This window comes from Flavobacterium aquidurense, from assembly GCF_031458035.1.
GTDB classification, from domain to species: Bacteria; Bacteroidota; Bacteroidia; order Flavobacteriales; family Flavobacteriaceae; genus Flavobacterium; species Flavobacterium aquidurense_C.
In genome coordinates this window covers 60,794-87,519 of the sequence record NZ_JAVDXR010000014.1, presented here as the reverse complement: position 1 = coordinate 87,519, position 26,726 = coordinate 60,794, and the positions used below count along the sequence as shown (strand labels likewise).

The window sequence follows — 26,726 nt, the reverse complement described above, 5'->3', positions numbered from 1 at the left end:
TGATAGACGATATGTTATTTAATTTGAATGAATTAATTAGTGAGATATAAATAGCCAGCATCTTGATAGCTATTGTTTTTGCTGTCTCTATATTTGATTATGTAAAAATAAGTCCCCGGTGGTAATCCGTTTGAGTTTTTGATAGTAGCACGTCCTTCTGAGAAACCTCTAAAAGCGATGTCATTGTTATTATAATGATCGCGTTCGAAAACCAAAACTCCCCAACGGTTGAAAATTTGGACTGTATTATCAGGGTAACATTCTAAACCTTGTATATAGAATTTATCGTTCTTATCATCACCATTTGGCGAAACCGCATTAAACACTTTAATGGCACAACCACTTAACGCTAAAACAGTAGGATTGTCTCCATCAAAGTTACTCGGATCCGATTTGTCGTCAACTACAATTCCACTTTTGGTAATTGCCGATACCGTTGCCTGACTACTAATACTTCCAGAATTTATATCAGCTTGGGATAAAGTATATTTTCCAACAAATGAATAACTATCACTCTTTCCAACAGGCAAACTTATAAGGTCTCCACTAATATTCATTCCTGAAAGAAGATCTGTAATTATAATATCTTCAAGATCTACATTACCTGTATTTTTCACAATAAAACTGTATGTTAAGGTTTCACCAGCTTCGGCATAACCATTTCCATTCGTATCATTTAAAGCGACACTTTGAACAAGGGAGATTGATGGAACTTCAACAAAAATCTTACTTGTTGCAGTTCTACAATTGTATGATCTTTCAGTTTCGCATATTTCGTAGCTCAAAGTATAATTTCCTCCTGCAGTTCCAGGCGCAACATCGATTGTTCCATCATTATTCAAAGTCATTCCTTTCGGAATATCCATAATGGTTAAAATAAGATCGGATGGCCTAACCGGAATACCGTTGATTTTAACATTATCAAAAACGTTGATTAATTTTAATGAACCATTAATTCCATCAGCAATAGTAACATTATCATTAACCTTAATATCAATTCCGAACTTAGGCATGGCATTGCAACCCACTTTTGTGTCGGGATAATTGACAACTAGAGACTGAGTCGAATTTAATATAAACTGCATGGTTACAGCTGGTTTTGTTGATTCAAAGCCATCATTTCCTGTTAGCCACTGTCCATTCGCCAATACCCATCCCGGCCAATCGACAGGATTGTTCTTGTCATCCACCAGTGTCCCCGGCCATAAAACATCGCCGCTCAGAGGCATATTTTTTTGTGTAGCCACAATAGTATTATTACTGTCTATCCAATTGATTGTTAACAATCCTGTTGGCGCATAATGATCTGCCGTCACTTTGTAAGTCACATAAGCCATATCATTAGAACAATAACTATTTGCTGTTACAGTAAAGTTGGGAACTGTTATCGAGACTACTGCAGAACTGCAATTTGTTGGATTTAATTTTTCACAAATTTCGTACGTCAAAGTATAAGTTCCGGCAGGTGTTCCCGCTGCAACCATTACATCGGCTCCTAATAATGTGATATTCGAATGTGATGAAGACACGAAAGATATCGTTACCTCAGAAGCATTAACGGCAGTTCCATTCAATGTATCATTTCCCAAGACATTACCAAAAGCCATCCCTCCTATATAACCGTTAATTGTTGCCGAATCGCTTACCGCAACGATGGCAGGTGCAGTTACCGTTACTAAAACGGTTTCCTGAGCACAATTGGTTGGATTTAATTTTTCACAAACAGTGTAAGTCAATGTATAAATTCCCGCAGGAGTTCCTGCTGCAACCATTAGATCATTTGTATTCGATAAAGTGATGTTTGAATTATCCGAAGTGAAAGTGACGTTTACCTCAGCTGGATTGATAACAATTCCATTCAATGTATCATTCGCCAAAACATTGGAGAAAGCAGTTCCGCCAACATAACCGTTAATCGCAGTTACTGTATCACTTACCGCAACAATTGCAGCCGCGGCTACCGTTACACTTTGAGTAGCTGTGGCAGTGTTCCCGCCTGCATCAGTTACTGTCCATGTTACTGTTGTTATTCCTAATGGAAACACTGAAGGTGCATCATTAGTTATTGTAACAACAGAGCAATTGTCGGCTGTCACGGGAGTTCCCAATACAATTCCAGTTGTACTAAGTCCTGAAGCAGCACTCACTATTTTTGCATTCGGAGCTGTGATCGTTGGAGGAGTACTATCTTTAACTATTACGTTTTGAGTGGCCGTAGTTACATTGCCGTTTTTATCATCAAAAGTCCACGTAATGACATGTGTTCCCTGAGTGGAATAAGTCAGGTCATCAGAAGTAGTTCCCGTAATTAATCCGGCGCAGGCATCAGTTGTCTCTGCAACTGTCGCTGTTGCAGAACATTCTCCCGTTACATCTTCTAAAGTCGGAGCTACAGGTTTGGTACTGTCTTTTACAATTACATTTTGAGTAGCCGTAGTTACATTGCCGTTTTTATCATCAAAAGTCCACGTAATGACATGTGTTCCCTGAGTGGAATAAGTCAGGTCATCAGAAGTAGTTCCCGTAATTAATCCAGTACAGGCATCAGTCGTCTCTGCAACTGTCGCTGTTGCTGAACATTCCCCTGTTACATCTGCTAAAGCTGGGACTACTGGTTTGGTAATATCTTTTACAATTACGTTTTGAGTAGCCGTAGTTACATTGCCATTTTTATCATCAAAAGTCCACGTAATGACATGAGTTCCCTGAGTGGAATAAGTCAGGTCATCAGAAGTGGTTCCCGTAATTACTCCGGCGCAGGTATCAGTCGTCTCTGCAACTGTCGACGTTGCCGAACATTCTCCCGTTACATCTTCTAAAGTCGGGGCTACAGGTTTGGTACTGTCTTTTACAATTACGTTTTGAGTAGCGGTCGTTACATTGCCGTTTTTATCATCAAAAGTCCACGTAATGACATGAGTTCCCTGAGTGGAATAAGTAAGGTCATCAGAAGTAGTTCCCGTAATTAATCCAGTACAGGCATCAGTTGTCTCTGCAACTGTCGCTGTTGCTGAACATTCTCCCGTTACATCTTCTAAAGTCGGAGCTACAGGTTTGGTATTATCTTTTACAATTACGTTTTGAGTAGCCGTAGTTACATTGCCGTTTTTATCATCAAAAGTCCACGTAATGACATGTGTTCCCTGAGTGGAATAAGTCAGGTCATCAGAAGTAGTTCCCGTAATTGTTCCGGCGCAGGTATCAGTCGTCTCTGCAACTGTTGCTGTTGCTGAACATTCTCCTGTTACATCTTCTAAAGTCGGGGTTATAGGTTTGGTACTGTCTTTTACAATTACGTTTTGAGTAGCCGTAGTTACATTGCCGTTTTTATCATCAAAAGTCCAAGTAATGACATGAGTTCCCTGAGTGGAATAAGTCAGGTCATCAGAAGTCGTTCCCGTAATGGTTCCGGAGCAGTCATCAGTAGTTGTCGGAACTGTCGCTGTTGCTGAACATTCTCCCGTTACATCTTCTAAAGTCGGGGTTACAGGTTTGGTATTATCTTTTACAATTACGTTTTGAGTAGCCGTAGTTACATTGCCGTTTTTATCATCAAAAGTCCACGTAATTACGTGAGTACCCTGAGTGGAATAAGTCAAGTCATCAGAAGTCGTTCCCGTAATTGTTCCGGCGCAGGCATCAGTAGTTGTTGCAACTGTCGCTTTTGCTGAACATTCCCCTGTTACATCTGCTAAAGCTGGGACTACTGGTTTGGTAATATCTTTTACAATTACGTTTTGAGTAGCCGTAGTTACATTGCCATTTTTATCATCAAAAGTCCAAGTAATGACATGAGTTCCCTGAGTTGAATAAGTTAACGCATCAGAAGTTGTTCCTGTAATTGTTCCGGTACAGGCATCAGTTGTTGTTGCAACTGTTGCTGTTGCTGAACATTCTCCCGTTACATCTGCTAAAGTCGGAGCTACTGGTTTGGTACTGTCTTTTACAATTACGTTTTGAGTAGCCGTACTTACGTTGCCATTGCCATCATCAAATGTCCAGGTGATGGTGTGAGTTCCCTGAGTTGAATACGTCAAGTCATCAGAAGTGGTTCCTGTTATCGTTCCAGCGCAGACATCAGTCGTTGTCGGGGCAGCTACCGTTGCGGAACATTCAGCTGTTACGGAGGCAATAGTTGGAACCGCAGGGGTCATCAAAAATGTAACACTAACGTCATCACTAGAGGTACAAGGTGCATTGGTAATGGTCCAACGCAAAGTGTATGTCATTCCTGACGTTCCTGTAAAAGTAGTTGTTGGATTCGTAGCCGATGTAAAAGAGCCTCCTGTTCCGCTTACGATAGTCCATTTTCCGGTTCCTACTGTTGGTGTATTTCCGGCTAGGGTAACCGTAGTAAGTCCACAAGTTGCTGCACTCGTTTGATCTGCTCCAGCATTTGCGGTTGTTGGGTTTTGATTAAATTTTATGATCACATCATCCGAAACCACACAGGAGCCATTTGAAATAGTCCAACGCAAAGTGTATGTCATTCCTGCTATTCCAGAGAAAGTAGTCGTACGATTGGTATCGGATGCAAAAGATCCGCCTACTCCGCTTATGATAGTCCATTTTCCTGTTCCTACTGTTGGTGTATTTCCGGCTAGGGTAACCGTAGTAAGTCCACAAGTTGCTGCACCCGTTTGATCTGCTCCAGCATTTGCGGTTGTTGGGTTTTGATTGAATTTTATGATCACATCATCCGAAACCACACAGGAGCCATTTGAAATAGTCCAACGCAAAGTATAGGTCGTTCCTGCTCTTCCGGTAAAAATGGTAGCTGAATTGGTGTCCAAAGCAAACGAACCGCCTACACCACTGACAACTGTCCATTTTCCGGTTGTTCCTACTGTTGGGGTATTTCCGGCTAGGGTAACCGTAGTAAGTCCACAAGTTTCCGTCCCGATTTGGTCAAGTCCTGCGTTTGGAACAGCTATAGCATTAACCCAAAATTCTACATCAGACACTGTTGGACCACAGCTCCGAACTGGAGCTGTGTATCGGATCTTTACTTTCGTGTCTTCCGTGATATTGTCGGGAGTATAAGTATATGGAGCAGTAGCTGAGATACTTCCTCCGCCGGATTCTATGCTCCATGTTCCTCCTGTGGGCGTTGCTGTTAAAGCTTTGGTAGCATTTTCACAAATTGCAGTACTTGAAGTTGTATTAGATGCTATATTATCAATAGTAATTGTCACTACATTACTGGGAGTACTGCAAACTCCGGAGGCAACGACTCTTCTATAATAAGTAGTTGTAGTTATAGATCCAGGATCATAATCTATACTGTTAGCACCAATAATATCATTGAACGTTATGTCATCTGTACTGCTTTGCCATTGATAGGAATAAGCATTTGCTACTCCTCCAGAGGGATTACCTCCAGTTATATTTGCAGGAACTCCAATCTTGCAAAAAGTAGTTATAGCAGGTGCCGTAATTGTATTGGCAATAGGCGTTTGTACTGTGCTATATGTTATCGTTGAAACATTAGAAGTTTGACCATAAGTATCCGCAAAGGTATAATCTATAGTAACTGGACCTGCTATGGTATTGTCAATAGGTGCAAAGGTAACTTTGCCTGTTGCTGGATCGTAAGTGAATGTTCCTTCCGCAACCGTTTTAGTGAACTGTATTCCTGGAATGGAAGGATCTAAATCTACAGATGCTTTATTTACAGTACCTGAAATATTGACTGCACCATTATCATTTGCAGTGATATCTAAAGATTGTGTGATTAAACCCGAACAATCTAAAAAATAATCGGGATTAGCCACTGGATTTAACAAGGTAGCTGAAACATCAAAATTTAAACTTCTAATTTCGTGATAATTATTGCTATTTCCTGTTGAGGATGAAAAAGCAAACTTCAAATTTTCAGGAGCGGGTGTCGTATAGTTGTAATGATTTATGATATGATCTGTGGTAGACCCATGGGTCAAATAAACATCTATATAATATCCAGTATTTGGAGAAACCGCTGGGTCTAACGTTATTCTAATTTTTCTATAACCTGTACTACCGAAAGTTGTAGCACTTCTGTCACCACCTGCAATAGTGAGCCCAGGAGTCAAAGTAGCAGTTTGAGCACTTGTTAAATATGGATAGCCGTCCAAATATGAACCCCTTAAAGTAATGCTATTCGGCTTCTTACCCGGACTTTTAGGACCTATGGCTGAAAAATTCCCAAATTCATCTATTCCAATACCTAAATATCCCGTCGTAAACCCATCTGAATTAGGTTTAGGAGTATTTTCTGTATAACCTAAATTGCCTCCAGGTGGCCCAATCCTAGGATTGATTGTTTTTGCATCGTACAAAATAAAACCAATACCATCTGCCCCATTCGTAGTAGTATTCCCATAGGTATAATACTCGAACGACATATCTATCCCATAATAAGATGGGAAAGAAGTTACATCAGACCAAACAGCTCCTTTTATTTGATTCGCATTACTAGTCAATCTCAGAAAACCAGAACCATCAGGATCGATAGGTCCTGCAGTCAATAAGGCTACACCAGAGAATTGAACACTAGGGGCAGTTTTATTTTTAAAAGATTCCGCGAAAGGAAATTGAGCTTTACTAACTGAAGTAACAAAAAATAAGGTTATAAAAAATAAAGTTTTGATAATTTTATATCTTTTCGAAGAAAAAATTCCCATAATTAAGCATTAAGTTTTGTTTTATCTGTACTATTCCACTCCTTTGCTTTTAAAGTACCATTAATATTTACTGTTTCACTATGTTTTGGAATTCTAACAACCTGAACAGACCCAGTAACAGTATACCTTTTCATTAAGTGATACTTGGTAGTCAATACATTGCCTGTAATACTCTCAATTACGAAAAATTCGTAATTCCCCGCATTATTAATTGCAGTTACAACACCTCCGGCAGAAGTATTTGTAGTGTTTATATCGGCTCCTTTCATTTGGATGATCAAAGCTTTGTCCCCAACAGCAAGACCAGTTGTATTAGCAACCGTAATAGTGTGGATACAAGTAAAATCACAATGATCACAAACGGGCTGATTGATTGCCGTTACTGGATAATAACTGTTTATTATTCCTGAAATATTTGTTTGAGAGTAAATATTTAGGTTTAATAACAATAACAAACAAATCAGAAATTGATTTTGAATGTATTTGCTTATTTTTATTCTTATTTTTTTTAAAAAAATAAAGATTTCCATAGTATAAATAATTTAAATTCTTCTTGAAGAATCACAACAAGGATAATAAGCCTGAGATTTTTCAAATGAAAAATCAAGCATTCTAATTAATAAATAAATTCTAATGATAGGTTTTATGGGTATACGCAATCCGCTTTTTATATTATTGAGTATTTAATTTTTAAAACTCTGGTAAAAATGCAGTTACAGGATCAAAATACTACCTCTGCTAACAAAAAGTCAACATTATGCATTTTTATATTCTTTAAGCATCTGAGGTCCAATATTTATAAGCTTTTAGAATAAAAAATATTTAAACTTCATACTATAAATTGTAGTGCAAAATTGCGATTATAAACTATTTTTTTTTTTCTTTTCAGGACATAATAACATCGAAATAAGACCGATAAACGTCTTAAAAAAAACTGAAATCAATACTCAAAAAGCAGGTACAAACATCATTATTAGGAGGAGTAATAAAAAAAAGCACCATGCCATAGTAATATGAAATAGTGCTTTATAACAAATTAGGTAATACCACTTACCTAAGGACAAATTTCATGAATTATTATGCTATACAGAAGCCAATTAGGTCATATAAATATTGATAAAAATTTTCTTTTTAAATTTAATAGTTTAGGACCTATTCTTATTTTATAAAATTGCCATCCTTTAAAAAAAAACCGTGGCAAAGGAAGATACCAGCTCGAAAAACAAAAAGGCAGCAAGATCTAAAAAATGTTTAATTAGCGAGCCAAAATGTTAACGAAAAAAAAATCCAGTTACAACTAACTGGAAGTTAAATAATCAGTTCACGAAATAAAATACCGGTTTTAAAATTTAGCATGCAATTGCATGTATATTACTTTGCTGTTGTGCATAACTAAAATGTTTTTTTAAATCTTTAAAAATTTCCATTTTAGTTCCTGACGCATCTATTACTACTAAACCAGTCCTGTCTTCTAAATAAACAAGGTTATAAAATAATTCCTTATTATAATGTACAAACAAAATGACGTTTAATCCCTTTTGCCTTAATTTTAAAAATTCCATTAAATCGGAATCATTATATAAAGCCACTACAAGGCAATCAAGACTAAATTCATTTTCTTCTGATGACAAGTCAACCCCTACAGTAAAATCATATTCATCTTTGAATTTCTTTTTAAACATTTTTAAAAAACATCCCTTATTATCAAGCACTGAAATTTTCATTTTTACTAACTTAAAATTTATAATTTAGACATATAACTAATTAACGATCAACAACAAACTAAAACATCATTATTAAGAACATGCTTTCCTGGATGTTATGTGATCAAATTTAATCTTCAAAAAGTCATCTATTTTCTTCAGTATAACAAGCTTGTCCTGTTGCCTGATTTTTATTTTTGTTTTCTTATTGTAAATATCAATCACAACAATATGATAATCATATTTACAAGAATCAATGAGGCGTGCTATAAAAATAAATGCACAAAAAATTACTGTCGGTATTGCATAAAGCCAAAATTTAATATGGGAGAAATACATAAAGTAGTAGGCTACCATAATTAAACCGATAAAAGTTGCATTTTCTAAAAAATACCTTTTCTTTTTTTTAGCCAAACCCAATTCGAGAATTTCATCGATACCATATTTCCACTGTCTGCGTCCATACGTAAATTCCGCAATATCATTAGTAAGATTTATAACCATCATCCTGTAACTGCTTATTTTAAAAAACTGATTTATTAAGTATTCACTCTTAGATAATTGATTTACTAAGCTGCTTCCTTTTGGATTGACAAAACAAAGTTTGCAATTCTTTTCTTCATATTAGAATTTACATGTTCGACAACAAAAGCCATACAATTTAATAACTCTTGAATTTCCTGTTTACCACGCAGCATATGTACATATTGTGATGCTCCCGACTCAAAATATTTAATATCAGTAATATTTTCATCAATTCCTGTGCACATTAAAATTTTAATCTTAGGTTGAATCTTCCTTATACTTTCGATGATATTTGAAATTCCTTCCTCACGCGAATTAAGATCTAAAAGCAATACATTAATCTTAACCACTTTCAGCACTTTAAAAATTTGCTCAAAGTTTTCATAACCGGATATTGTAGCACGCAAAAACAATTCTTTTGTTAAAAGAGAAATTCCATTCCTCACATCATCACAATTATCATCAATTTTAAAATTGCAATTTTTCACTATTCCCGTTTTATTCATTTTTCTCTTTATTAATCAACTTCTTCAAATCGTTAATACAATTTCAAAATTCAATATTATACTTACCCCAAAACCGGTGTTCGACAATATTCTTTTAAGCCATTTTGCTTAATCCCTCAATACTTTGCGGGAAAATAATTGTATGTTATAAGGACTTGAAATATCCGGCAGCAAAGAAAGTGCAGATTTTCTTTTTTAAAGTGATAATAAAGTCATAAAACTATTGCTATACAATAATTTACGCCAATTAGATAGTTTGATTTTGTGGCTAAATTGGAAATAATTCTTCTGAGAATGCTACCTGAATTTTTACAATCCTTTACTATAATACATTGTATAAGACGATTCCTCATTTAAAATTGTATAAGAAGATACTTCATTATCCTTAAAAAGGGTTAACAAGTATTCTCCTGTACCAAACTTTGAGAGGTCCACCAGTTTTCTAGATAAAGGATCGAAATTATTATACTCCTCAAAGTAAACCAATTGCTTTAGCACATTATAAACTTCCACGCACCTAATCCCATTTTCACCATCAAAGCGCAAAAAATCTTCAAGTGGATTGGGGTATTCCTTCATTTGAATGAAGATTGTATTTTCTTCATCAATCGGGGGGTTTACCACAAGCATAGTTTCAAAGGACGATTTTCCACTTTCGTTTATTGCTGCAATAGTGTAGATATCATTTTCTGTCATCTCCATGGGGATTCCGCATATCACACCAGTGGCCGGGTTGAGAAACAGGCCTCGTGGCAGGGCAGGCGAAATTGTATAAAGTGTCGCCTCACCACCAGTATTGGAAGGTGTTACATCCAAAACAACAATCCCTACTACAGTGTTAATAATAGGTTGGTATTCTATTGAAGGCGGAATATTTTTTTCCGAAATTTCATTCTTGTTCCAGTCTTCAATTTCAATTGTATTGTCAGTTGAGACCTCTGCAACATATTGTTTTGTTATATTTTGATCGGTATTTTCACTAGTATCGGGTTCAGAAAAAGTTGTTTTGTGCTGTGCAAAAACATCAAAGATTGTAAAAAAAACAATTGCAAATATTACGTATTTTATTATTTTCATTTTTAAAATTATTTTACGAAATCAAAGACCAAATACATGTTGGAAATCAATTTGTGAATGCGTCTTTATTATTTTATCTTTTCAATTAAATCTCACGAATATGAAACAGATAAATCTTTTTTTAGTACGGTATTACTATCTTTCGCTACAAAGTCATCATATGGACTACGGTTAAAATATTCTTCATATTGCTCAACAAAATATTTCGCTTTTGAATAATTTAAGTAGAGTATAATTTCATACATAGAATTAAATTTTTGACTCGTTAATAATTTATATGCATACTTTACCTTCTCCTGAATGAAATATTGGCGGGGAGGAATTTTATAAGTTTTATTAAAAAGTAATTTGTATTTTGAAACGGACATTCCTGCCATTTCAGCCAGAAAAACGATATGCGGGAATTGATATTGCAAATTATTTAATAAATAATCTATGGTCTTACTTAGAGCATCTGTCTCTGTTCTTATAATTTCAAAATCATGTTCTTTTGGGTTTAAGTAAAAATTGATAAAGTTTGCCAGAATTTTTAAGGTGATGCCTTTTATAAAAGCTTCAAATCCTACTTCAAATGGTGAACAGTCTTTTAGGGAGTGAATCAATATTTTGCTGTCACTATCGATGTAATTATAAAAAATCAGGTTTTTATTAATTTTATATGTATTTGACTCATCCTTTATGTGGAGATTTAGCATTTTTTTATCGACAATAATGCGCAGCGTAAAAACTCTTTTGTTTACGACAGGAATGAAAGTACTTGGACTTTGGCTGTCGATAAGAGCTAGTCCTAAGTTATTTTCATCACCTAACTCATATTTTTTTTTATTGATCTCAAGCTGGTTCCCGTCTTCACTTAAATCATACTGCAGTATATACAGATTTTGTTCTGATTTACGTCTGTTCAGCTTTACCTGCTCAGAAACAACTATATCAAGCAATGTTACAGAAACACCGGGTATCACTTCAGTAAAATACATACTCCCTTTTCCGTATGACTCGGGCATAAGCAGAATTTTTTCATTGATGTATTTTGCATTAAATTTTTCAGCAACTTCCTTCTGCCACTCAGGGCCCAATGAATAATAATGATCAATCTCTATCATATTTTTGTAGTTGTTTGGTATAGGTTTTTGGAGATATTCCAAAATATGATTTGAACTTCGAGGAAAAATAAGAATTGGTAAGATTAATTTGATTGGCTACCTGTGCTATCGATAAAGTGTTCTCTTGTAAAAGTTCCTTCGATCTTATGAGTTTATGGCAGATAAAAAAGTTACACGGCGTATCTGAAGTCACTTTTTTAAATAGATTGATATATTTTGACTCTGACATATTAGCTTTAGTAGCAATTAGTTTGTTGCCAGGAAATGGAATATCTATATTTTCCATTAAATATCTTTGGGACAACATAATTTCTGATAAATCTTCTTTATTAACAAGATGTAATACCTCCCTCTCCTCATTTAAAATCGTTAGATATTCATTAATTAATAAATTAGCAGTTCCCATAAGATTAAGATCAAATAAAATTCCGCCAGTTTTTATTTTTCGCAAATCGTTTATAGCATGAAAACTTTTGCTGTTCATTCTATAAATTTGCATCTCCTGCTTTTTAATTTGTTTGTAACTTTTACAATTAGATGGATTTTGAGAAAACTTTTGATTCTTATTATAAAGCGACTCTATAATATCTTTTTTAATAAATATGCATAAAACAAACACTTTACTTCCGGCCGTGGCTTGAAATTTTGCTTTTGCTTTACTGTCGACAACAACCATGTTGAAATACCATCTTCCTATACTATATGAAACATTGTTTCCATTCACTTTTGCATCGCCCTCTGTCAGCGTGTAGTAAATAGAAAGAAAATCATCAGCTATATTTTCCTGTATGAATTCGGTATCTACGTGATACAGAACATCAGAATATAGCGCAACTACTCCTTTTTCACATTCTAAAAAGTATCTTTCGCCGCTTGTAACACCTTCAGGTAAAACAATAAAGTTTCCTTGTACTTTTCCATTTAATTTCGAAGCAAAATTATCTACCCACTCCAAATCTGCTCCGTAATGATGAGTGAATTTTTTCATATTTTTTTTATTTTTTTATACAAAATTGAGACAAAATTTTACATTTTTGTCAGTCCTATTATTCTTGATTAAACATTTGAACGCTCTCTAATATTTTGATAAAACTTTAATTTTCAACAAGCTCAAAACTTAAAAAAGCAATTTAAAACACTGTTTTACAAGTGTTTATGATTTTAGCATTTAGAAATAATTATGTGAAATAAATAAAACAATTCTTACTTTTAAACACAGTATTTAAATCAATTTATTACAGTATTCTAATATTAATATGACTTATTGATCTCGCGTGATGGCATCAGTGAGCCATTTTTTTGAATGTTTAATCGTCTTATAATCAATTATTATCGTAATAAAGTATTCCTTGATATTAAATCAGAGATGCAAAATCGGTCGTGACTCGATTGCAGTTTCTTATTTCATTTTTATTATTTATTATCCTTTATACTTAATAGTTTTTTATCTATTATCAAGTACAAATCTGAATTGCAAACGTACTATTTAGGATAGGGAATTTATTTCTCATGAGGACATAATAGCATAGAAATAAGTCTTATTTTTATTTTTAACACTAATCAACAATCTAATAATCAATAAATTATAAAAATATATTTTAAATATTAATTAGATTACACTTCAAGTGTAATTGCAGTAAATCTGGTAATTTAGAATGAGTAAAGTAACGATGAAGCTTATCTTTAGTGCTAGTAAAAAAATACGATTGCACTAAAAAAAAATGTTTTACAAATGTAGTTCCCATAAAATTGTAGCATTATAGGATATGAAAATTACGGGAATAAATTTCTTTTGAAGTTAGAAAACCTGAAATAAAACTATGATGATCAGATTCCTATCGTGAACGTTTTAGGGCTAAAAAATAAAATTTATTTATTGTTTTTAATGAAGTCATCAGATGGATCTTTTTTGAATATCTGAAAATATGTATTGAAAAACTGTTGTATTTTATGGCAGTGTATGATTTACAGCGAAGATTTATAGAAATTGTGCAGATAGTAAAATCAACAATTTTATTGCCAGGGAGAACAGCACTACTATTAAAAACAAAGTTTCAAAATCAAATGACTTGGGAGATTTCAAAATTTTAAGCCATAAAAAGGACGTACAATTTTAGTAATTCTTTAATCCTTCTGAGAAATATTCTTTTCAGAAACAAAAAATATATTTTTAACCGGATTCAGTAAAGCTTTTGTCCAGTGAAGAATGAATACTTTTTTCAGAATGAGAATAAAGCTGGTAAAAGAGCTTGGTTTTTGTATATAGAGGTTTGCTCCCTCGTTAAAAGTATCTTCAATATCTTTAGGATGATTAGAAGTGGAGAGCATCACTGCAGGAATCTCCTTGAGTTCCTCATCACTCTTTATTTCTGACAATGCCTCCTTACCTCCTTTAACGGGCATATTTATATCGATAAAAACAATATCCGGTTTTTGTTCATCCGGATCTTTTAAGGTATTAATCAATTGCTCCCCGTTTTCTACTGTAGTCACTTCAGAAGGGACTTTTGTTGCACTCAGAGCTTCCATAAATAAGTCCTGATCATCTTTATCATCTTCAGCCAATATAATTTTTACCGGCTCTTTTTCTTCGAAATCATTAGAAGTTCCTTCTGAATTTTTAGGAGTTGTCATATTGAGTGTTTTAACAATTTTCAAAAGTAATATATAAATGCTTAATAAAATTTCGTCAAAGCAATAATTTTAAAATATTTGGATTTTTTTATTTAATTTAAGAGAGCATAATCCATGATTGCTTAATTACATTTGAGTTGTGGAATCATTATAGTTAAATTGTATAACAAAAGTTTTTAAATAGCACACTACTTTAGCATAAACCATAAAGCTAATAAATGTGCAGGATAATTTAATTTTTCTAAAAGATATATTACGGCAATCGCCAGTGCCCACTGCAGTGTATTGTACTGACGATTCAGTAATTTCATTTGCAAATCCTGCCATGCGCAATTTATGGAATAAAGGGGAGCAGGTTATAGGTGAAAAATTCACTGATATCATTACTGAGTTTGAGAAAGATTCTATTAGCGAAGAAATGCTACAGGTAATGAAAACAGGAATACCTTTGCAAGCTAACGACCAAAAACTTAATATCCTGAAAGATGGAGTATGGACACCTCTTTTTTTTAATTATAATTTTACGCCTCTTCGCAATGAAAATGGAGTTGTTTATGGCGTGATACATACTTGCACGGAAGTTACTAAATTACATGAAGCAAAAAGTCAGATAGTAAATTCCGATGAAATGCTGGCTATGGCAATTGAGGCTTGTGGTATGGGAACATATGAAATCGACGTCATAACAAACAACATCAAAACCTCTGATAATTTTAAAAAACTTTGGTCCATGGACGCTGAAGTTACTGTAGAGCAACTAGTGGAAAAACTGCATCCGGATGATCGCCATCTTAGGGAAAAAGCTCACAAAGATGCCTTGCTAAACGGATTAGTCTGCTATGAAGCCAGAATTATACAGAAAAACAAGTCTGAGAAGTGGATTAAGGTTTTTGGAAAAATCATAAAAGATGAAAAGGGTGATCCGGCCACAATCTTAGGTGTTGTACAGGATATACATGATCAAAAAGAATTTGAAGTAGAACTTAAAAAAAAGATTCAGGAAAGTACCATGGAACTTAGACGATCTAATGACGATCTGCTGCATTTTGCTAATGTGGTGAGCCATGATCTTCAGGAACCAGTCAGGAAAATTAAAATCTTTAATGACTTCTTAAAAAATGAGATTGCAGGCCAGTTGCCGGATCGTTCCGTCATGCACTTAAGCAAAATTGCCCATTCGGCAAATCGTATGCAATGCATTATTGAAGGGCTTCTTGCCTACTCTACTATTGACAAAAGTACTCAGCCGGTTGAAAAGATTTTCCTAAATGATTTATTGGAGAACATCAAAACAGATCTGGAACTTATAATAAAAGAAAAAGGTGCTATTTTAATCATAAGTGATCTTCCTGCAATCGAGGGAGCAGCAATTCTTATTCAGCAGCTTTTCTATAATCTGATACAAAATGCATTGAAATTCACAAAAGCCAATCAGCCTCCCAGAGTTATTATAACATCTATTATAAAATATATCGATTCGGTTGCATACATTGAAATTTCCTTTAAAGATAATGGCATTGGGCTTGATCCTATTTATGCAGAAAAAATATTTACCGCTTTTGAAAGACTTCATTCTAAGAATGAATACGAGGGAAATGGAATTGGTCTCGCTTTATGTAAAAAGATTATCAACAGGCACAATGGGACTATAATAGCTAAAGGAGAAAAAGAAAATGGCGCTGAATTTATAGTAACTCTTCCCCTTAAACAAGCCACTGAAAATATCTAAACAACTATTAACAATCACTTCATAAATTGTATAGTTCGTATATGTGCGCACTACGGTGCGATATTCAGAAGGTTCTTGACTTAACCTCACTTTTAAAGTAGTGCAAATAAATCAACCGGTATAACAGTAATGCAACCTCCTGATAATTATATAACTTGATAATCCGATTATATAAAATGAAGCGATTTATAACCTGTAATTTTAAAGGCAGTAAAAACAGTAAATCCTAATTTAACAAATCGAATATGGAAAACTTAGTCAATCAGGAAAATCTTGAAGATATCAGAGAATTAATTGAAAGTAAAATTGCTGACGTGCCAGGAGAGTTGATACTTGTTGGAGCTATTGGCAGTCTGCTCTTGTCAACGTATTTGAATAAAACCGGCCATACTCAAGCGGGTTCAGTGATTGGAAAATTATCCATTCCGATAATAGGAATCGGACTGGCAAAATATAAAGACCTATTAAAATCAGAACTAGAAAATTTTAAGGCAGCTGTACAATAAGTCGTTTAAATATTAGGATTTGGTTGAGATTTTTTTTGCGTACATTATAATTACCAATTGCTATAATGGGATATAAAACAATTTTTCATATTGATGGCCATAATGATGATAGTGGCTTTTTTGCCACTGCTGTAAATGAATTATCTGCTACGGTCAGCTATATGTCATTTACTGATGCTCGTGAAGCGCTGCAAAAACTTGTAACCGGTAAAATGATTCCTGATGTTATCTTCCTCGACCTTACTATGCCGGTGATTAACGGGCAGAAATTTCTACCTCTGCTAAAGACTATTGAGTCATTAAGGGATATTCCGGTCATCAAACTTTAGACCTCATATGATATTTACACAATTCAGCAGTTAAAAACTCAAGGCGCCATGGACTTCCTTACAAAACAATCCGGAATAAAAGAATTAATGGCTCTCCTGCGCCCTTATCTAATCTAAGCATCATGAATATCGAAAACGAACAAGAACTTTATGTACTAGTTATGAACGCTCCAATTGGAATTTGTGTCCTGGATGCTCAAACTCTTACAGCCGAAATTGTAAATGACAGTTTTATAACTGTAGCGGGAAAACCAAGGGAAACCATCGTCGGCAACTTTTACTGGGATACTTTTTCTGAAGTGCGCCAGTACTATGAAAGCGCCCTCGAAAATGTTGTCAGAGAAGGAAAGCCTTACTCCGCAGATGAAGCAGAAATGATACTGGTACGACACGGAAAGGAAGAAACTGTGTATGTGACTTTTGTTTATACTCCTTTAAAAAACAATTCCGGCGATGTAAAGAAAGTCGCTATCTGGGTTCTGGAAAATACACTTCAGGTAAACAGCAGGCTGAAAGTGGAAGAAAGCGAAAAGTTTGCTCGAACTGTATTCTATAATTCGCCTGTGGCAAAACTTGTCTATATCGGAGCCAATATGGTACTGCGAGAAGCCAATGAAAAAATGCTCGAAATCTTTGACAGGGATGCTTCAATAATAGGATTTCCAATATTAGAATCTATGCCAGAGCTGAAGGGAACCAAGCTCTTTGAAGAGTATCAGCAGGTGCTGAAAACCGGTGAAATTTATGCAAAAACAGCACAACGAATGGAATTGATTAAAAATGGATCACCTCATTCCGGCTATTACGACTACATATATAAACCGCTGCAAGATACAGCAGGGCATGTCTTTGGAGTTATATTTACATTGATAGACGTAACAGAGCGGGTAATTGTGCGCAATAAACTTGAAGAGGCAGAACTCAGTATGAGGGGTGCTGTCGAATTGGCGCAGCTCGGCACCTGGAGCATTGATGTAGCTACAAACGGGCTTACCTATTCGGATCGTTTGATAGAATGGTTTGGCTACGACCCTGCTGCCCAGGATTACAATGAAGTAATCCCAATTTTATCTGAAGAAGATCAGCAAAGGGTTGCAAATGCTGTAGCATGGGGTCTCAATCCTGAATCTGGTGGATTGTATGATGAAATATATACTGTAATTCATCCAACAACCGGAAAGAAAAGGATCTTACACGCGCAAGGTAAAACTGTATTTGATCCTGAAGGCAAACCTGTCCGTATGAATGGAACGGCACAGGATATTACTTTGCAGGTGCAAGTTCAGATGGAACTGGAAGACCAAGTGCAACAGCGGACCGAAGAGATTGGCGCTGTTGTAGAAGAACTACAGGCTACCAATGAAGAATTAGAGCAGGCAAATCTACAATTAATCAATTCTAATGAGGAACTTGCGCAATTTGCCTATATAGCCTCCCATGACCTTCAGGAACCTCTTCGCAAAATAAGTACATTTACCAGCTTATTAGAATCAAAAATTGAAAATCATCTTGACGAAAATTCAAGAACTTATATAGCAAAAATTAAGGATGCCTCAATAAGAATGAGTAATCTTATAAGAGATGTACTGGCATACTCGGCCCTGCCTAAAAATGACGATACATTTGTAACGGTAAACCTTGAAACTATTGCAAAACAGGCCCTGGAAGATTATGATGTGCGCATGGACCAGACAGGTGCAACTGTTACCTGGAATAGACTTCCTGAGATCAAAGGTATTCCCCTACAGATGTCACAGCTTTTTTTCAACCTGATTGGAAATGCCTTAAAATTTGTAAAATCAGACGTAAAGCCTAAAATTCAAATACACTGCAGTAATGCGACACCAGAAGAAATAAAATCAGTACATTTAAAGGAAGGGGTATCGTATTATAAAATTACATTCTCTGACAACGGCATTGGGATTATACCTGAAAATACAGATAAAATTTTTAGTATCTTTCAAAGACTGCACAGGAAAAATGAATTTGCCGGTACTGGAATAGGTCTTGCAATGTGTAAAAAAATTGTCCAGAATCATAATGGCGAAATCAACGCTGAAGGAAGCAGTGAAAAAGGTGCGGTATTTAATGTTTACCTGCCAATCGATAAGTAAAAAACCTGCAGCAAGAAGAAATACCGCTGCAGGTTAAAAAAAAATAAAAAATAATTAACCAAGGCAGCATCTTACCTGCCTTTCTTAGTACTGGTCGAATCTGTTTTAATGGCAGCTGATCCTTTTTGAACAGTGCCCGCAGATCCGGAACCAGTGGAACCTTCGCCCGTAGCGCCGGTTGTTCCTGCACCGCTGACAGTTGTTGTATCAGAGTCTGGTCCTACAGTGTCGATTGTTGTCTCGGTAGAATCACTTCCTGTAATATCAGAATCCTGCGTGGCGGGTTCATTTTTTTTGCAGGACATAGCAGTTACTAATAAAATAGTGAGCAATGTAGATTTAATAAGCGTTTTCATGGTTTTTCTTTTTAAGTTCGTATTATCAAAGTTAATAGCTGTGTCCTCCCTGAAAGTTATATGATTTTAATCCTCATTTTTCAACTTACAGACTTAACTTGCTCTATATCAAATAAAAATATAATTACAATTTGGTATTTTATTACTTATAAAAATATTACCAAGTCATTTTAACCCTGCTGCCTCCTGGAATTTTATACGAAATCAATTCGGCGTTTTTCTCGCTTGCAGCTATGCTGTTTTTATTTGCAAAAACTTCTATTTGTAATGTTGTCTTTTTAGGAAATATAACTTTCAAATTACATTCAAATATATTTGTGCCAAGAATTGTAAATGTTAGTACCTTTTTTGATTTCTTTATACTAGTTATCGGGTAATCGGAAAATAACAGAAACTCTTCCTCTTTCACTTTATGGTATTGCCGTGTCAAAACTCCGAATCCTACACCTGCCCCATAAACCTCCTGTCCGACCTGTCCGCTTTTTTCCCACCCATTATAGAGATCTTCCAGCGGAATCCAAAGATCTTTCACAATTTCACCAGTTTTGACTTCCTCAGAAATCATATCATCCGGAAGTGTGGTCGGATAGTAATATGGAAACCTGGTTACAGCATATTTTAGAAATTCCGGTATTAAAATTTTTAAGGATGGAAGTAAATCTACACCTTCCGATTGTATAAGATACTCTGAAAGCCCGGCATAGACTTCCATCTCCTCATATGCTGCCGTATACGGTGCATTATTAAGCGGAAATACGGAAAAATAATTAGGATAATTTTTACCAAATCCGTACTGACAGTCCCAGATCTGCATGTTCTTAAAAATACAGGCAAGGCAGGCGTAGCTCAAATCAAGATATTCCTTTTTGTTTGTAATTTTATGTAATTCTAAAAGTGCCCCTGCAGCAAAAGCAGTATTGTTGGCCTGATAAAGAATATCAAACCCGCAGCCGACAAGTTTTTTTACCGCTTTTTCAGCCTCACGCAGGTAACGTTTCTCTTTTGTAAGTCGAAATAGCAACAGCATTAAATGCGCGTAGGATCCAGGTACATCTTTTTCACCGCCTTTTCCTGGTTCAGTCTCTTTTTTGACGACTTCTAGTGTATCCATTTTATAAAACACCGGCCATTCGTAATCAAAATGATGCGCAACCTTAATGGCAAATTCAATAGATTTCAAAACGAGTTCTTCGGCCTTTTTCTCGCCATTCAAAGCAAGCCTTGCCAGGTTCATAAGCGGATGATGCAGGTACCAGGAATCCATAACCATTTCCTGCTTTTGTTCCTCTGATTTGTCCAGTTTGTCTGCAAGTTCGGGAAGCCAGCGGTTCATTGTTTTGACTTTGGGGTCGAAAAAGCACGCTATCCCATCAAGAAGTTCACTATACATTGGATGGCTTTCTCCATACCAATCCTTCAATTCGTTCAAAGGCATAAGTACCGCAAGCTGCACCATCACTTCCGCTGGCGTATCATAGTCACATAGGTAAGCATTTAAATACGAATTTCCTTTTGTCTGTGTCCAGCAACCGTTGCTTTTTTCAAGATCGTTGAGACAGTTCTGTGTAATTTCCGGCCAGTTATGATAAATGACTTCGGGATGAGGAAGCAATTGGTAAACCTGTGCCAAACTATTTAAAAACTGCTGTGTTTCCTCAATTTCATTATTGATAGTTTCTTCTGAAAATACCACATAAGCATCTGAAATAATATAAGCTTTATCTGAAGGCAATGGCTTCTCTTTTGTTAGAGGCAACTGAAAACCAATTTCGGGCCATGTTCCTCCTACACTATCATCAACTATAGTTTCTGTAGTTTCACAATACGCGCTAAGGGAACCGAGATTTTGAAAGTAGAATATAGAACCCGTTTTTGGTTTGGTCATGCTTGCCAATAGTATTCCGGATCTGGAACCCATTTGACTCATATGTATTACACCATTGGTGTTCTCGACATTTCCATGTTGCGTGACAGCAATAATATCCCGTGGCCAGAATGGAATAAGCAACGGTATATCAGCCTTAAATGATGTTGTATAATGTAGCATTACTGCTTCACTTTCTGGAAAAGTAACACAAACTTCATATTTACCCAGCCTTGTTTCTAAATTAATGACCAAAAGCGCTCCGTCATCAAGCAAATTCGTTACTTCAAAATAACTGTTCATTCCAAATGCCGCGCGGAAAGCCATTTCCCCACGATCAGGCCATTTCCCCACGATCCATATAGAATCACCAGTATTAAAAGCTTGAAAAGTATAGTTCTTAAATTCCTTTTCCCAAATTACGGTGCTGTTTTCTAAATCGGCATGCACTGTAGCAGCCCAGGGTGAAATAGTATGCATAAGTTATTGGTTTAAAAAATTTCTATATTTTTTGAATAACTGATCGTAACTGAATTTAATATTTCATTTTACTATTTTGGTTAATCGCCGGTTTACATAAAAGTAAAATACAATATTCAACTAGTGATGGGTTCAGGCTCGAATCCAATAATTTTCATGACCTGATCGCCAAATTCCTGTTGTACATTTTGCCCTTCCACAAACATAATTTTATAATTAGCGTTAGTAATAATTTTATAACCGCACGTAATCTTTTTATGTGGATCAATTGCATTCTTTTATTACATAAAATTAGTAAGGAATTGATCATCAGATTTATAACATTCTTTAGCTTTATTATATTATTTCATTCACTTCCTCCTTGATGAAATTGTTTTAAACTAATTATAGTTGCAGGACTGGCTCCGGACATTGCACTATTTGGACGTGCAGTGTCCATGGACGGCAGATAAAAATTTAAGGAAAAAAATTAGAGTACTGAAATAAGAGTACTATTTCAGGATGAATTATATGGAAAAACGGATGTACGCTATAATGTAGATATTGAATGGCTTGCTGATAATTTGCATCCTGAATATATTCATACAGTTGCTGCAGACTATCCAATATGCAAAAAGTGCAATTTTTTATCGAGACTTATGGATTGGCAGTTTCGCATTAGCATACCGAAAATAATACAGATGCAGTATACTTTATTTGCTGAATAAAAAACCTCAATTCGATTTATCGCCGCAACGGGTCATATGCAGCTCATGCGAAAAAATTTGCTTAAATTGGAATTTATTATAAATAATTCTACTCCTATTTTTAAATGAAATTAATCATTGTTTTTTTGGTAAGTAAATCCAAAAAATAGTTCCTTTTCCAGGGGTACTTGTAAAATTAATTAATCCATTATGGTTTTCAATGATACGTCGACAAAGGGCAAGACCTATTCCGTTACCACCATATTGGTCTCTTTCATGCAATCGTTGAAACATATTAAAGATACGGTTTGAATATTGATTTTCAATACCAATACCATTATCAGAAATAGATATAATATGGTAATTGCCAGACAAAGCTAATTCATTGTTGCTATCAGGCACAATTTCGGCAGAAATAGTAATTAAAGGAACTGTTGTATTAAATTTGAGCGCATTATTTACAAGATTGTAAAACAATTGGCGCAACTGGGTATGTAGCCCTAACACGCTCGGTAATGGTTCTATAGTAATTGCAGCATTTTTTTCGTCGATGATCATGCTCAAATCGCTTAAAATTTCAGCAGTAATTTCATTAAGGTCTACTTCTTCAAAAATTTGCTTGCTGTTATCAATTCTGGAATAATTCAAAACATCAGTAATTAACTCTGACAATCGCGTCGCTGATAACGTCATTCGGTCAAAATAAAATTGCTTCTTTTGCTCATCTGATAATTGTTCGCCTGCGCGGGAAAGCATAATCATAATTTTGCGAAGTGGTTCTTGTAAGTCATGGCTTGCAACATAGGCAAACTGCTCCAGCTCTTTATTTTTAAAAAGTAATTTAGAATTGGCGCTTTCTAATTCACGCTGAATCATTTTCAATTCCGTATTATCTTTCAATGCTTCAACGATCATCTTTTGAGCATTGATATCTGTAAAATAAACCAGCCAGCTGTTAAAAGAGCCGTCTTCTGATTTATTTGGAATCATACTAACAAGATGCCACAGGTATTCAAATGTGTCTGTAATTCGTATTTCTCCGGAAAAAGAAGATCGATTTGTTTTTGCCTTATTCCAGCCTTCGATAATTATTTCAATATCTTCGGGATGAACAAAACTCATCAAATTTTTTCTTTCAAAGTTGATTGGAGGAGTTTTTAAATAATGTAATAATGATTCATTATATAGAAGCACTTTATTTCGGTCATTGACCTCACAAATCAAAATCGGAATTGTATTAGCTAATTTTCTGTATCGATTTTCACTTTCAGTTAATTTTTCTGAAAGTGCTATCAATTCTATGTTTTTTTTCCTAATCTCGTCATAAGGAGATAGAGGTGGCTCAAACTTAAAATAATCAATAAAAGATTTAATTTTTATTTCTGAAAGAAGTCCCGGCGAAAATACTGGCTGAATTATTTTCGTGGTAGATTGATTGTTTTTAAAATTGTATTCGATATCTCCAGATATTTTACCAGCGTACTTAAAAGCCTCCGGGTTACTACTTTTTAAATCAACACTATCAGTAATTATTGCTACAATTTGTTTTTGTGTTGCCTTAATAGTATTTATACAAAGTACTAACAACGAATTTTTGCCTTTTGCAATTGCACATCTGGCAATTTCAGAAACCGCTGTAGAAAATCTCGTCTGGAATGATGAAGGCATGCCACACATTTCGGCAATTTTCATGGATCGCTTGTGGGCAAGTATCAAGTCCATTTCGTTATCAAGATTTATTTTTATGATTTCTTTCATGGCACTTACATTATTTTACCTACAAGAATTGATGCATCATCTGTACCCCTTATATTTTCTTTAAGTATTGCAGAGGCTATTATACCTGAATGCTGTTTTACTATTGAAGTCATCTCGTTTAGATTCCATCTGGTGCGCAATCCATCACTGTGCATGACAATAATTTGATGTTTTTTGTAAGGAACAATTGTATTATTTAAGGTACGTGGAATATTATGACCGATAATTCCGTTATAAGGAGTATAGGTTTTATTGTCGAGTCCGTCATAAACACGCGTACTTATGTTGCCAATCCCGCAGATATTCCATAATTCCGACTTATAATCTACAGCTGCTATTGTCCCGACAAGTCCCCTGCTCTTTTTTACTTTTGCATGAATGTCTCTCAATATTTCTGAAGGTTCAGTTTCTAAAGACTGTTTAAATGCTTTAATGGCCAATTGTACGGCTTCATTTGCATTTTCGCCATGTCCTAATCCGTCGCCTAAAAATATTTGAAAACCTTTTTTTGATGATTTAATATGATAGCCGTCTCCGCAAAACTTTTCACCCGGATAGTTAATTGCAATTGCAGCGTAGTTTAAACCACTCTGCAAAGAAGGCAATAAAATATCAGACTTTTCGGCAATTTTTATATATTGCACACATCCCCAATTTTTCATGGAATAAATCTGAAAATCATTACTCAATCTCTTAATTGAGCCCAATCCATGACCAAGTGTGTTGGATGAAGAATAGCCATCATTCATTATTTTGGCTAAATTTTCAAAACCCACCCCTTTATCAAGGCAATAAATTTCGATTACTTTAAGGTCGCCTTCTAAATTAGCACGATACAACAGCTCTCCTCCCTTTGCATATTTGATCAGGTTAGAAGTTAATTCTGCAACAATAATATCGGTCTCAGCGGCTCTGTGCGGTGTAAATCCTATGTGAAGTGCGAGGTTGTGTATTTCTCTTTTTATAAAAGCAATCAGACTGCGATCGTCAATTTTATAGCTGGAAAACGTATTATCCATTTTTCCATTTTGTTATAGTAACGGTAGTTCCGTTGCCTAGTTCTGTTTTAATATCAAATTCATTGACGAGTCTTTTAGTACCTGGAAGCCCTAATCCTAAGCTTTTGCCGGTGCTGTACCCGTCTTTCATGGCCAATGTTACATCTGCTATTCCTGGTCCCTTATCAATAAAAGTGACACGTACTCCATTATCACGGCCATTACTGACCGATTCAATGATAACTTTACCGCCTCCCCCATATTTCAAGAGATTACGAACAAGTTCACTTGTTGCCGTTATTAATTTGGTCTGATTTAAAATGCTCATGCCAATTTTTACCCCATACTCTTTTACGCGGTTGCGTAACGGCACCACATCTTGTTCTCTTATAATTAGGGCTTCTTCTTTGCTATTCGTTATCGTCGTCATAATCCTGCTCTTCATTATCGCTAGTGTGCATTTTTGAGCGCAGTAGATCCATACCTCTTTCAACATTAAGGGCACTTATAACTCCGTTTAAGGACAATCCAAGTTCAACAAGTGTAATAGCGACAGCAGGCTGCATTCCGACAACTACTGTTTGTGCATCCATTATTTTAGACATCACAGCGATGTTTCCTAAAATACGCCCCATAAAAGAGTCGATTATAGAAACAGCCGATATATCAATTAACACTCCTTTTGAACTGTGTTTACTTATGGTGTTAATTAAATCTGATTCAAGATTTTCTGCAAGTTGGTCGTACAAATCTACTTGTATGGTAACAAGCAGAAAATCACCCATTTTTAGTATAGGAATTCTCTCCATATCGATTATAAAATCTTAAACTAATTTTCTTTTAACAACAGTAAGCTGCAGCATATCAAATGCTGTTTTAAGAGCACTTGCAAGGGTGGCCTTAGTTATAATACCGGTAAGATCAATCCCTAAATGCACTACTGTCTGTGCAATTTCAGGACGAATACCGCTAATAATACATTCTGCTCCCATTAATCGTGTAGCGCTTACAGTTTTGATAAGGTGCTGCGCTACCAACGAATCAACTGCAGGAACACCAGAAATATCAAGAATAGCAATTGAGCTTCCAGTATCTACAATCTGCTGTAATAAATTTTCCATTACAATCTGTGTTCTTGAACTATCCAAAGTTCCAATAATCGGCAAAGCAACTATGCCATCCCATACAGTAATAACAGGAGTTGAAATTTCGCTGATTTCATCTACCTGTCTTGATATCACATCTTCTCTTCCTCTCATGTAGGCTTCAAAAGTCATAATAGTCATATTGTCAAGAATCTCATTCAATTGTAAATTTGCCTGATATAATTGTTCTGAATCTTTTATCAGTTCTGAAAGGATTTGTGAAGATGCTTGTTTGAAAGTAGTCAAATATTGAGCATTTTCTCTCGGTGAAAATCCACGTTTTCCTCTTGAAGATGAAATACCAACAATTAAATCCTCTACTTTTTCAAATTCTGGTGAATCCTGAAATTTGCCCTTTAATGATGCTAATGCACTTAAAATCAGGGAAGCAAATTCTTTCGACTCTTCTTCTTCTACTGCGCCATCATCTGATCCACTCTCAATTAGAAGTTGTGACCATATTTTTAGTAGACTATTTTCGTGCTCCTTTAAGCCCGATAGGAAATTGTTTTGCATGTGGTATAATTTTTGTGATTTTCTCTTAACAAATA

At 35.3% G+C, this 26,726-nt stretch carries 20 protein-coding genes; 4 read left to right on the top strand and 16 right to left on the bottom strand.

The window, feature by feature from the left end; translation table 11 throughout:
- Window positions 1-32: 32 nt before the first annotated feature.
- The 9 genes from J2X17_RS18205 to J2X17_RS18165 form a co-directional block, all read right to left on the bottom strand.
- Entirely contained in the window at window positions 33-6,662 is a 6,630-nt protein-coding gene (locus J2X17_RS18205; protein ID WP_310301314.1) for a T9SS type B sorting domain-containing protein, read from the bottom strand.
- Between the two features lie 2 nt (window positions 6,663-6,664).
- On the bottom strand, window positions 6,665-7,192 hold the full coding sequence (locus J2X17_RS18200) for a hypothetical protein (protein ID WP_310301311.1): 528 nt from the start codon (window positions 7,190-7,192) through the stop codon (window positions 6,665-6,667).
- Between the two features lie 819 nt (window positions 7,193-8,011).
- Window positions 8,012-8,386 carry a hypothetical protein gene (locus tag J2X17_RS18195; protein ID WP_310301309.1) on the bottom strand — a complete coding sequence of 125 codons (375 nt, stop codon included), beginning with the start codon at window positions 8,384-8,386 and terminating at the stop codon, window positions 8,012-8,014.
- Window positions 8,387-8,458: 72 nt separating this feature from the next.
- Window positions 8,459-8,872 (bottom strand): hypothetical protein, encoded by a 414-nt coding sequence (locus J2X17_RS18190; RefSeq protein ID WP_310301307.1) that lies wholly within the window; start codon window positions 8,870-8,872, stop codon window positions 8,459-8,461.
- A 62-nt stretch (window positions 8,873-8,934) separates the two neighbouring features.
- Entirely contained in the window at window positions 8,935-9,396 is a 462-nt protein-coding gene (locus J2X17_RS18185; RefSeq protein ID WP_310301305.1) for a response regulator, read from the bottom strand.
- A 309-nt stretch (window positions 9,397-9,705) separates the two neighbouring features.
- Complete coding sequence (locus J2X17_RS18180; protein WP_310301303.1) at window positions 9,706-10,473, bottom strand: putative Ig domain-containing protein; 768 nt, start codon at window positions 10,471-10,473, stop codon at window positions 9,706-9,708.
- A 92-nt stretch (window positions 10,474-10,565) separates the two neighbouring features.
- Window positions 10,566-11,576, bottom strand: a complete 1,011-nt coding sequence (locus J2X17_RS18175; RefSeq protein WP_310301301.1) for a helix-turn-helix domain-containing protein — start codon at window positions 11,574-11,576, stop codon at window positions 10,566-10,568.
- The gene (locus J2X17_RS18170) at window positions 11,563-12,564 is read right to left on the bottom strand and encodes a helix-turn-helix domain-containing protein (RefSeq protein ID WP_310301298.1); all 1,002 of its coding nucleotides are present in this window, start codon (window positions 12,562-12,564) and stop codon (window positions 11,563-11,565) included. Before J2X17_RS18170 ends, J2X17_RS18175 begins: the two co-directional genes overlap by 14 nt.
- Window positions 12,565-13,700: 1,136 nt before the next feature.
- Window positions 13,701-14,210 carry a response regulator gene (locus tag J2X17_RS18165; protein WP_310301296.1) on the bottom strand — a complete coding sequence of 170 codons (510 nt, stop codon included), beginning with the start codon at window positions 14,208-14,210 and terminating at the stop codon, window positions 13,701-13,703.
- A 220-nt stretch (window positions 14,211-14,430) separates the two neighbouring features.
- Between J2X17_RS18165 and J2X17_RS18160 the strand changes: the two genes are divergently transcribed.
- From J2X17_RS18160 to J2X17_RS18145, 4 genes are all read left to right on the top strand, one after another.
- Window positions 14,431-15,939 (top strand): PAS domain-containing sensor histidine kinase, encoded by a 1,509-nt coding sequence (locus J2X17_RS18160; protein WP_310301294.1) that lies wholly within the window; start codon window positions 14,431-14,433, stop codon window positions 15,937-15,939.
- Window positions 15,940-16,184: 245 nt separating this feature from the next.
- On the top strand, window positions 16,185-16,445 hold the full coding sequence (locus J2X17_RS18155) for a hypothetical protein (RefSeq protein ID WP_310301292.1): 261 nt from the start codon (window positions 16,185-16,187) through the stop codon (window positions 16,443-16,445).
- A 65-nt stretch (window positions 16,446-16,510) separates the two neighbouring features.
- On the top strand, window positions 16,511-16,774 hold the full coding sequence (locus J2X17_RS18150; protein ID WP_310301290.1) for a response regulator: 264 nt from the start codon (window positions 16,511-16,513) through the stop codon (window positions 16,772-16,774).
- A gap of 122 nt (window positions 16,775-16,896) precedes the next feature.
- Complete coding sequence (locus tag J2X17_RS18145; RefSeq protein WP_310301288.1) at window positions 16,897-18,888, top strand: PAS domain-containing sensor histidine kinase; 1,992 nt, start codon at window positions 16,897-16,899, stop codon at window positions 18,886-18,888.
- Between the two features lie 71 nt (window positions 18,889-18,959).
- Here the strand turns inward: J2X17_RS18145 and J2X17_RS18140 are convergent, their stop codons facing one another.
- From J2X17_RS18140 to J2X17_RS18110, 7 genes are all read right to left on the bottom strand, one after another.
- Complete coding sequence (locus tag J2X17_RS18140) at window positions 18,960-19,244, bottom strand: hypothetical protein (protein ID WP_310301286.1); 285 nt, start codon at window positions 19,242-19,244, stop codon at window positions 18,960-18,962.
- Between the two features lie 157 nt (window positions 19,245-19,401).
- Complete coding sequence (locus tag J2X17_RS18135) at window positions 19,402-21,588, bottom strand: glycoside hydrolase family protein (RefSeq protein WP_310301283.1); 2,187 nt, start codon at window positions 21,586-21,588, stop codon at window positions 19,402-19,404.
- A gap of 821 nt (window positions 21,589-22,409) precedes the next feature.
- Window positions 22,410-24,032 (bottom strand): sensor histidine kinase, encoded by a 1,623-nt coding sequence (locus tag J2X17_RS18130; RefSeq protein WP_310301281.1) that lies wholly within the window; start codon window positions 24,030-24,032, stop codon window positions 22,410-22,412.
- Window positions 24,033-24,037: 5 nt separating this feature from the next.
- Window positions 24,038-25,051: an ATP-binding protein gene (locus J2X17_RS18125; RefSeq protein WP_310301279.1), complete on the bottom strand. Its 1,014-nt coding sequence runs from the start codon at window positions 25,049-25,051 to the stop codon at window positions 24,038-24,040.
- Window positions 25,044-25,406: an anti-sigma regulatory factor gene (locus tag J2X17_RS18120; protein WP_310301277.1), complete on the bottom strand. Its 363-nt coding sequence runs from the start codon at window positions 25,404-25,406 to the stop codon at window positions 25,044-25,046. The genes J2X17_RS18125 and J2X17_RS18120 overlap by 8 nt, the downstream gene beginning before the upstream one ends.
- 34 nt (window positions 25,407-25,440) lie before the next feature.
- The gene (locus J2X17_RS18115) at window positions 25,441-25,839 is read right to left on the bottom strand and encodes an STAS domain-containing protein (RefSeq protein WP_026985227.1); all 399 of its coding nucleotides are present in this window, start codon (window positions 25,837-25,839) and stop codon (window positions 25,441-25,443) included.
- Between the two features lie 15 nt (window positions 25,840-25,854).
- Window positions 25,855-26,691 carry an STAS domain-containing protein gene (locus tag J2X17_RS18110; RefSeq protein WP_310301274.1) on the bottom strand — a complete coding sequence of 279 codons (837 nt, stop codon included), beginning with the start codon at window positions 26,689-26,691 and terminating at the stop codon, window positions 25,855-25,857.
- Between the last annotated feature and the right edge of the window lie 35 nt (window positions 26,692-26,726).